Origin of the sequence: Shewanella sp. KT0246 (genome assembly GCF_019654955.1) — a bacterium.
Lineage (GTDB): Bacteria > Pseudomonadota > Gammaproteobacteria > Enterobacterales > Shewanellaceae > Shewanella > Shewanella goraebulensis.
Genome location: NZ_BPEV01000070.1, coordinates 1 through 9537 on the forward strand (window position 1 = coordinate 1; position 9537 = coordinate 9537).

General features: G+C 39.9%; 7 protein-coding genes and 1 tRNA gene. 2 read left to right on the forward strand and 6 right to left on the reverse strand.

Translation table 11 applies throughout. The annotated features are described in order from the left end of the window. Positions 1-49 precede the first annotated feature (49 nt). A tRNA-Glu gene (locus tag K5Q58_RS20085) sits at positions 50-125 on the forward strand. 552 nt (positions 126-677) lie between these two features. Here K5Q58_RS20085 and K5Q58_RS20090 read toward each other — a convergent pair. The 3 genes from K5Q58_RS20090 to tesB form a co-directional block, all read right to left on the reverse strand. After that, a complete protein-coding gene (locus K5Q58_RS20090; protein WP_220755636.1) occupies positions 678-1928 on the reverse strand; it encodes an MFS transporter in 1251 nt (416 codons plus the stop codon). 175 nt (positions 1929-2103) lie between these two features. Next, a complete protein-coding gene (locus K5Q58_RS20095; protein ID WP_374758531.1) occupies positions 2104-2499 on the reverse strand; it encodes a YbaY family lipoprotein in 396 nt (131 codons plus the stop codon). 5 nt (positions 2500-2504) lie between these two features. After that, positions 2505-3368, reverse strand: coding sequence for an acyl-CoA thioesterase II (gene tesB, locus K5Q58_RS20100; protein ID WP_220755632.1), 864 nt, complete (start codon positions 3366-3368; stop codon positions 2505-2507). Between the two features lie 236 nt (positions 3369-3604). Here tesB and K5Q58_RS20105 point away from each other — a divergent pair, with 236 nt between their 5' ends. Continuing rightward, positions 3605-4477 (forward strand): 1,4-dihydroxy-2-naphthoate polyprenyltransferase, encoded by an 873-nt coding sequence (locus K5Q58_RS20105; RefSeq protein ID WP_220755633.1) that lies wholly within the window; start codon positions 3605-3607, stop codon positions 4475-4477. A 78-nt stretch (positions 4478-4555) separates the two neighbouring features. Here K5Q58_RS20105 and K5Q58_RS20110 read toward each other — a convergent pair whose 3' ends face one another. The 3 genes from K5Q58_RS20110 to K5Q58_RS20120 form a co-directional block, all read right to left on the reverse strand. Beyond that, complete coding sequence (locus K5Q58_RS20110) at positions 4556-4861, reverse strand: hypothetical protein (RefSeq protein ID WP_220755634.1); 306 nt, start codon at positions 4859-4861, stop codon at positions 4556-4558. 287 nt (positions 4862-5148) lie between these two features. Further along, a complete protein-coding gene (gene gndA / locus K5Q58_RS20115) occupies positions 5149-6678 on the reverse strand; it encodes an NADP-dependent phosphogluconate dehydrogenase (protein WP_220755635.1) in 1530 nt (509 codons plus the stop codon). Between the two features lie 332 nt (positions 6679-7010). Beyond that, positions 7011-9410: an OmcA/MtrC family decaheme c-type cytochrome gene (locus K5Q58_RS20120; protein ID WP_259651410.1), complete on the reverse strand. Its 2400-nt coding sequence runs from the start codon at positions 9408-9410 to the stop codon at positions 7011-7013. Positions 9411-9537: the final 127 nt, after the last annotated feature.

Sequence of the window (9537 nt, forward strand, 5' to 3'; positions counted from 1 at the left end):
ACAGAACTTAATGAGTCATTCACTCTTTGCAGAGTCTAATGCAGTCCGGGTCCCCTTCGTCTAGAGGCCTAGGACACCGCCCTTTCACGGCGGTAACAGGGGTTCGAATCCCCTAGGGGATACCACTCTCTTTTTTTAAAGAGTTATTTAAACCACTTAATTGTGGTTTTTTTATACCCCAAATTTGTCAACCTCCTCCCTTTCAACATATAGCCTTCTATAAACACATCGTTAATTCAGGTATTACTCCTAATACTGCAGTATTTTTAACGCTCAAATGTTTATCTTATTCCAGCCGATTAAGCATTAACCCTACTTTCAGTGAACAACACAACTCGCTATTTTGGTCTTTAGCCTGTCATAAGCTAGACAGTAAAGAGCTTTATTAAATACAGTGATAAATAGTGATGCTATCGTTCACAAGCTAAAGCATAAGGTGTGTTTAACCATATCAATTATTCTTCTTAGTTGTTATTGGAACATTTAACCGAGCCTTCAATTAAGCTATCTACACAAACACTCAACTAATTAATACCATTTTTCATAAACAAGCACTTTAAGTGTTCATGAAAATAGATATAAAAATAACCCGAATAATAGATATAAAAATAACCCGAATAATAGATATAAAAAAGAGGCCTACGGCCTCTTATATTTATTCTATAACTCGACAATAATTAGCTTGCTTGAACAACCTTTTCTAGTTCAATATCTTTTGATTGATGATAGGTCAGCCGCATAATTGCCACAGATAAAAAAGCTAATAATCCGCAAGATCCAATAACAACCCCTTGCCATTCTAATTGGTGCCAAAAAAGCATCAAATACGGCCCTCCAAGAGACGCTCCGAGATAATAACTACATAGGTACAAAGAAGTTGCTTTAGCACGATGTGTCGATGCTCTGATAGCCACAAATGAGTTACAGCAGCTATGAGTTAAAAAGAAACCACTCGCTGTGAGTAAGAATCCGAGCGTAATAGCAGCTAGGTTATCCATTAAGGTAAGCAGTGTCCCTAATAACATGACCAATAAGGCACCTTTAAACAAACGTAACGCACCAAATTTTACAACCCAATTGGATGAAAAATACGAGGTTAGCGTACCACTCAAATAGCACAAGAAAATCAGGGTAGCTGCAAAACGGCTAAAATTATATGGGTCATCCATAAGGTGCAGCTGAATAAAACTAAATTGATTCACCATCATCATGAATGCGAGCCCACCAATGGCATAAACCAAACGCATTTGATGGTCGGTTAAGTGATAAATAAAGCCACCAATATCTTGTTTTATCTTTGATAACACTCCAATAGAATCTTTAATTTTTTCAGGTTTTAGCTCTCGCCTAGGCAAGAGATACGTTACTAGGGTAATACCAATGAATGTCACAGCAAAATTGACCGTCATCGCTTGCTCCCAAGTGCAGTATTGCGATAACAAACCACCCATTAACCTACCGCCAATCCCACCTAAGCTATTGGCCATAATATATATACCGGCTGCTTTTAGCAGAAAGCTAGCTGGTAACTGGTCTTTAAAGTAAGCCATAGCAATTGCAGGAACAGCAGCTAATAAAACCCCTTGCAGTAATCTCACCATCAATAACGCATCAAAATCCTGTGCAAATATTAACAGAACATTTGAGGCTACTAGTAACCAAAGGCTCACCATTATGGGCGCAAGACGACCAATACGATCGGAAATAACCGCATACATTAATAATGAAAAAGCCAGTGAAAAACTGGTAACAGAAAGTATTAAAGTGGCTTTAGCGCCTGTAACATCAAAGTGTTCTGCAATCGAAGGCAGCATGCCTTGTACGGCATAAAGGTTAATATAGACAACGATAGAGGCTAGACATAAAGCCCAAATGAGTCGATGCTCAGAGCGAGAGTGATCTACTTCATTTACAGCATTAACACGCAAATCAGGCACAACTTAAGCCTCGATTATAAAAAGAAATGAAATTTGATTATTGCTTGTTAAGCAGCACATGCAATTAGCGATATAAGAAGATGTGATTTACGTCTTAATTCCTAGGAATAAAAATCAAGACGTAAACGAAATAACATCGATTTAGCTGAACTTGAATAGATTCTGTTTAACGTTCAACTTGCTTCATAATAACTTCGGTAGTGAATTTATCGTTATTTACAACAGGAAATTTATCATAGGTTTGAAAGATCACTTGCCCTTGATATGAAATCATTGCCACTACACCGTATTCAATATCATCATCTATGCTGTCCGCAGGTAACGTAAATTTAAATGGCACAGGAGCACGAGCGATATCAAAGTTTTTCTGCGAAATAATCAAGCCGGGCGTATTTAAGTCAATAATTGCAATATCAATTCGGCAGCCAGCAGGAAGAGTAACCCGCTCTAAATAGCCAGCATAGCCATTAATAACAACTGGCTCATCAGGCGTGACAGTGACGCATGCCGTCAATATTAGAGTTATTACCCCAAAGACCATTGCTTTAAAACCATTCTTCATCGTCATTACCCTTTCGTCATTCTTAATAGGCCTTCTTGAGTTGCTGAAGCAACCAAACGCCCTTGTTGATCAAAAAACTGCCCTTTAACAAAACCACGACCGCCACTAGCATTGGTACTTTCAACACTATAAAGCAACCAGTCTGAAAAATTAAATGGTCTATGGAACCACATCGCATGATCTATGGTTGCCATTCTCATACCTGGCGTTAAAAATGATACCCCATGTGGCTGTGCAGCTGTGACTAGAAAATTAAAATCTGAGGCATAAGCCAACAAATATTCTTGTACGCTATGATCTGTTGGGATATCGCCACTGGCGCGCATCCAAGTATATCGCTTAGGTTCAGTCGAGTCTGGCGCAATTGGATGCACAGGGTTAACCAAACGCATTTCAATCGGTGAATCAGCCATGAACTTTTCTAGTATTTTTGCCGGCACTTTATCACGCATCGTCAGCGCCAATTCTTGCTGGTTCAATAAGCCTTCTGGTCCAGGAACGTCAGGCATGATCGCCTGATGGTCATATCCAGCTTCGGGCGTTTGAAATGAGCAAGTCATATAAAAAATTGGTCGACCTTTTTGAATCGCCTTCACTCGCCTTGCACTAAAACTGCCACCGTCACGCATATTCTCCACATCATAAACAATTGGCAATTTCTCATCACCAGCGCGTAAGAAATATGAATGCAACGAATGCACATGCCTATCTTCGCTAACAGTTTGTTTTGCAGCGCTTAATGCTTGCCCCATTACTTGTCCACCAAACACATGGCCAAATCCCAAATCCTGACTTTGGCCACGATACAGACCAAGCTCTATTTGTTCTAGTGACAATAATGAAAGTAAATCATTTAATACCTGACTCATAAATACCCTAACGCTGTTGATACCATCTCAATTATCTAAGGTTACCTTAGAACCGCACATCAATAGTAAAAATAATCATAAATTTACGGTTATATGTACAAAATATGAAAAAAATCAGCACAAATAACAATAACTTTTTACCAAATTGCGCGATCACAATCTCGTACTTAATCGTAAAAAATTGCTATGCTATTAGGCAATCCTAATTTAACTCAATATCTTGAAGCCTTAACTATATGCAATCTTGGATTTTAGCTATTCGACCACGCACCCTACCCGCTGCAATTGGTCCTTTATTAATTGGTAATATTCTAGCGCTGCACCTAGAACAATTTAGTTTTACAATTGCATGTATCTCTATGTTGTGTGCCATTTTATTACAAATAGCAGTTAACCTAGCCAACGATTATTTCGACTTTAAGAACGGTATTGATACTGATGAGCGTGTCGGCCCTGTTCGTGTAACCCAAAGCGGTATGATTTCACCTAATAGCGTACGTAATGCCATGATATTGTGTCTTGTATTAGCATTACTTGTTGGTTCAGCATTGATTGTGCACGGTGGTTGGCCTATAGCCGTTTTAGCCGTTGCAGCATTACTTGGCGCTGTTTGTTATAGCGGTGGACCATACCCGCTTGCATCTCATGGACTAGGTGAAGTTGCAGCATTCGTATTTTTCGGCTTAGTGGCCGTAGTCGGCAGCTATTACATTCAAGCGGGTGATACCAGCACCAGCGCATGGCTGTTAGGTAGTGCAATAGGCATGTTTAACGCAGCGATTATGTTAGTCAACAATACTCGCGATATCCAAACAGATACTAAAGCAGGCAAAAACACACTTGCTGTGCGTATCGGTCAAGCCCAAGCTCGTGTGCTATACCAAGCATTAGTGTATTTACCATTCGGGATCATAATTGGTGGTTTCTTAATGGGATACTTACCAGGAATTCCCGTTTTATTAGCTGGACTTTCGTTAGTTTATGCCCGCCAGCTTAGCGGCGAATTTAGCAACACCAGCGGTGAAGCGCTTAACCCCATTCTTGGCAGAACAGCCAAACTGACCATGATATTTAGTTTTTTATTCAGTATCGGCTTAGTGATTAATTAGCGCTTAAAATCAATAAAAGCACTTCTCATAAAGAAGTGCTTTTATATAACTTGCACAGATAATGGATTTAATGATTAATTAACTGGCTTCCATAGCCGCGTTAGCATTGGCAGATATCTGCTTTCTATCAAAATCATCATTAAGTAAAATTACATCAGCAATAGATGCCCTTAACTTTATTGATGCAGGTGCTTTAGACGTCGTCCTCTGACTCAGTGACTCACGTAATAGCACCACTTCTAATAACTTTTCTAGCGCTTCATTATCTTTTGTCTCTAACGCTGGGAGTTGTTTTAAAGCAGCATTAGAATATTTATTATATTCGGTGGTAAGAACATCAATGGCTTCAACTAATCTTTTTTGCTTATCCGCTTTCGTTGACATGTATATTCCTTTATTTCAGTTAGTACCTTAGTTCAACCTATATTAGACTTGTGCCTTTTACAAGGCCTGATGAGTTTAGATAATATCTTAATTAATATACAGAATAACTGAATACGAATGATTCGTTATTAATAGTTAGTGCAGTTAAATTAAAACTCAATTTAAAAATTAAAAATTGGATACAAAAAACGCTTCTTAAAAGAAGCGCTTTTAAACGTAGACTATATTTTAACGGATTAAATTAAGCCACTTTTGCCTTTTAACAAAAACTAACAGCTTAATTAAAACTATACTTTAGATAAAGTTCGCTCTTTAGCACTCCAATCTAAATGATACTTTTCGCCAGCTGGCTTGTCAGTGCGTTCAAAAGTATGGGCACCAAAAAAGTCGCGCTGACCTTGCAGTAAGTTAGCTGGCAGCGTCTCACTACGATAGCTATCGTAATAAGCCACAGCAGAGCTAATACATGGTGCTGGAATGCCTTGCATTACTGACGCAGCTACCGTCTTGCGCCAATTCATATGCTTAGCTGATAAACTGTCGCTGAAGGTTTGAGCCATCAGTAAGTTTGGAAGCGCTGCATCATCTTGATAAGCTTTGGTAATTGACTGTAAGAAAGTTGCACGAATGATACAACCTGCACGCCAAATCTTAGCAATTTCAGCAAAATCTAAAGACCAATTTTGCTCTTTTGCCGCCATCGCCATTAATTGAAAACCTTGTGCGTAACAACACACTTTGGCGCAATATAATGCATCTTCAAGATTAGCAATAAACTCCGCTTTTTCAGCATCATTTAAAGCCACTTTGGCTGGGCCAGCAAGCTTTGAGTTTAAATTAACTCGTAAATCTTTTTGTGTGCTCACAGCGCGTGCATAGACTGCTTCAGCAATCGTTGGCGCAGGGCAGCCAATTTGTAAACTGCTTACCGCAGTCCATAGACCAGTGCCTTTTTGACCCGCTTTATCCAAGATCATTTCAACCAGAGGTTTACCCGTTAACGGATCATCTTGTTGTAACACCTCTGCGCTTATTTCCATAAGATAGCTATTTAAACTACCTTGGTTCCAAGTATGGAAAATACTACCAACTTCATGAGCAGATAAACCTAAGCCATCATGCAGTAACTGATAAGCTTCACAAATGAGTTGCATGTCAGCATATTCAATACCGTTATGCACCATTTTAACGTAATGGCCTGAGCCAGCAGGTCCAATGTAAGTCGTACATGGCTCCCCTTCAATCACTGGGTTACCCGGCTCAAATCGCTCAATAGGCAAGCCAGTTTCAGGGTCGACTTTAGCAGCCATTGCTTTCCATACTGGAGCCACGTATTGCCAAGCATCTTTATCGCCACTCGGCATAAGCGATGGGCCAAAGCGCGCACCAACTTCACCACCAGAAACGGCAGAACTAAAGAACACAAACTTACCTTTAAAGCGTGCTTCACGTTCAACGGTATCAGTCCATAAACTGTTACCTGTATCAACGATAATATCGTCAGACTCGATACCAGCTTCGATTAATGCATTACACACACCATCAACCGGTCCACCAGCAGGCACAGATAACACAATGACACGAGGTTTAGCTAAAGAATCAAGCATTTCAGTAAGATTATTACAACCTAGCATTCGGGGAGCTAAGTCTGCTTTTCTTTCGGCTTGTTCTTGATTAATCGCACCATTTACTTTTTCACTGTCAAGATCGAAAGCCGCTACCTGATAGCCATTATCAGCAATATTTAACGCGAGATTTTTGCCCATAACACCGAGGCCGATAACGCCGATGTCTGAACGAAATGATTGGGTTTTCATTATTATTTTCCAAAGGTCACAGAGATTAATCGCGCGTAGCGAATCCATTTGAAGGGGGATTATACGGATTTATGTAACAAAATTACAGTCGCAAAATGTGCACACTCTATTGCATAAATAGGAAGAATAAAAAACAAACAATTTTTATTGAATAAACACAGATAGTTATAAGAAGAGCTAGTAAATGTAAATCATTAATGCATCACTAAAATACAGAATAAACAGTAATGATGAGTCTGAAATATTAAAGGCGTATATTAAAAAAGGGCTGTACGAGCAAATCGGAGTGATTTTTCAAACTCGTACAACCCTTTGGCAAGCGTTATGTCGGTTTAGTTAAAGCTGTGCATCACATCAATACCAAAGCCTTTGCCCTCACCATGACAGGTTTGACAAGACTCATCACCAGGTTGGTAAATAGCGCCTGAGCTTGCATCTTGCTGGAATACACCACCATAACTTGCAGCGTGGGCAGCCCAACTTTCAACATTGTTATGACAAGCTGAGCATGTAGCGACTGTTGGTGAATACTCGGCAACTTCGCCAGTCATGGTTGCATCAGGGGTTGCTACTACCACAGAGTCTTGCGCTGATAGCGTTTCCATATCAAGTTGGCCTTCGTCATGACATGCTCGGCAATCATTCGCCGCAGCAGGATAAGTCATATCTTCACGCTCGTTACCTTGATAACCCACAGTTGTTCGCGTATTGGCATGTAATGAATGCACTAACTCACGGTAGCTTAAGCTGTTATTGATGGTTCTAAATGCTTTGATGCTAGCATCACCAGGGGTGTGCTTACGCGTCGCATTCATGTATTTAACCATGTCGTTGGTATGACAGCTTTGACAGCTACCATCTGTCAATGTTGTTGCTACTTGCGGTGAATGACATGCACCACAGGTTGCGCCATTACCAGGAGTCGATATTTTACTGTGCGCATCATTTACACGTTGCTGGAATTGCTCATCATGACAAGCCACACATTTTTGGTTATTCACCAATTCAGCGTAAACATCTACATTGGCAGTTAAAGCAATTGCGCTGTCAGCAGGCACTTCGGCAGTAACAATGTTAGTATCTGAATCCAACGCATCACATGAAGCAGCTAAACCCGTTGATTTATCGCCACATGCCATCACTTTGGCAAATAATGTTCCTTTATCCTCTAAGCCAAAATCAGCAACACCGGCATTAGTAATTGTCACTGTCACAACAGAACTATCTCTAGTGAGCGTGATATCGTCAGATCCTGTGACAATATCCCACACTTTACGTTGACCATTATCAGTTGGCATTACGTCTTGTTGATTATTACCTGAAGCGACAATCCATAGATTATCAATAGCAGGATCAGCATCTGGATTCGTGCTTAACTGATTAAAGGTTAAGCTGGCTGTTAACGTGTCCTGCGCCTCATCTACAACACTGTCAGTTAACGCAAACTGATATTGCTGCATCAAGGTGTCAGTCATGCTCACAGAAGCATTGTGGAAAATGGCCGAACCTAACGGATTGTTACTATCTGGGTGACAACCACTACAGCTCATCGCCCATGCATCAGGAAATGCATCACGATCATGGAATAAGCCTACCGCAGTACCATTCCAGGTATCAGGTGCATATTTCTCATGACAACTTAAACAGGTTTCTTGACCAGGATATTGATAAAAGTCAGCTTGAGGCGCACCATCTTCAATATGACATTGCTGACATTGATGCATGTCACCAGGGTAAGACAAATCACTGTAGTCATGAACTGAACCTTTATAGCCAATCACTAAGTAATCACTCTTATGAATTTTATGCACTAAGCTCGCCATACCAATGCTCACACCGGTTTCAGGATCACCTGAATAACTGGTATGACACATGACACAACCTTCATAATCAAAGCGTTTGCTGCCATGCATTAATAAGCTATTGTCTGCCGATAAGTCATCGGTATGACAGCGATAACAGCTTTGCTCAGCAGCCAGTAATATCCGAGTGTCTTCTGCTGCCGCAGCAATACCCGTTTGAGGATCAAAATCAAATGTGGTGTTAACTAACATGGTATTAATTTCGGCATCGGAATAAGGCAATAATTCCAAATATACCCGATGAATATTTTCAGCAGTGAAGTCAGTATTGATACCATCAATATTTGAATAACTGTCTAAAGTTTGTGAAAACGTATAACGGTACAAACCATTACCTATTGCTTCAATACAGCCTTCTTTACATGAAGACTCAATACTGGCCTGCCATTGAGTGCCTTTATTTTTATCCCAGCCCTCTTCTAAATCATTATCAACAACGTCGCCCGGCTCCACTATATTATTGATATAACTTGTCCACTGTGGTGACAAATCCGTTTCAGCCGTAGATTGAACGCTAGCACTATCAGCTTCATTTAATGGTCTAACTCGTCGTTGCTGCTCGCCCAGTTTTGCAATACCAGCACCCAAAGTCGGAATTGACTCCAAATCAACTAACCCACTGACAGCAACACCATTGACGTTACTCAAATAGAATTCAAAAGAGACGTTTAACGATTCATCAATCGTAACTTTTTCAATTTCAGCTTTTAATGAAGTCGCTGAAGAAATCGCAATATTAATGTCACCAGGTTCGCCATCTTCACCATTACTTCCGTCATCACCGGAACATGCTGTAAGTGCAACCATTGGAACTAAAACAAGTGGTGTTACCCACTTCTTATATTTCCTAATTAACAATTTGCTCATCATTGTTATTCCTTTTATTAATTCACGGCATTTATATTTATTGTAATAATTATTTATTTATTAAAATCTTATTGTGACAAAAATCATGAATCCACCCAAAATATAAAAACAACGACTGACAAATAAGTAT

Bases quoted from the DNA above. Each gene is read 5' to 3' on its own strand.
- K5Q58_RS20095 (WP_374758531.1), bottom strand. From the start codon at position 2,499: ATGAAGAATGGTTTTAAAGCAATGGTCTTTGGGGTAATAACTCTAATA.
- K5Q58_RS20110 (WP_220755634.1), bottom strand. From the start codon at position 4,861: ATGTCAACGAAAGCGGATAAGCAAAAAAGATTAGTTGAAGCCATTGAT.
- K5Q58_RS20105 (WP_220755633.1), top strand. From the start codon at position 3,605: ATGCAATCTTGGATTTTAGCTATTCGACCACGCACCCTACCCGCTGCA.
- tesB (WP_220755632.1), bottom strand. From the start codon at position 3,368: ATGAGTCAGGTATTAAATGATTTACTTTCATTATTGTCACTAGAACAA.
- gndA (WP_220755635.1), bottom strand. From the start codon at position 6,678: ATGAAAACCCAATCATTTCGTTCAGACATCGGCGTTATCGGCCTCGGT.
- K5Q58_RS20120 (WP_259651410.1), bottom strand. From the start codon at position 9,410: ATGATGAGCAAATTGTTAATTAGGAAATATAAGAAGTGGGTAACACCA.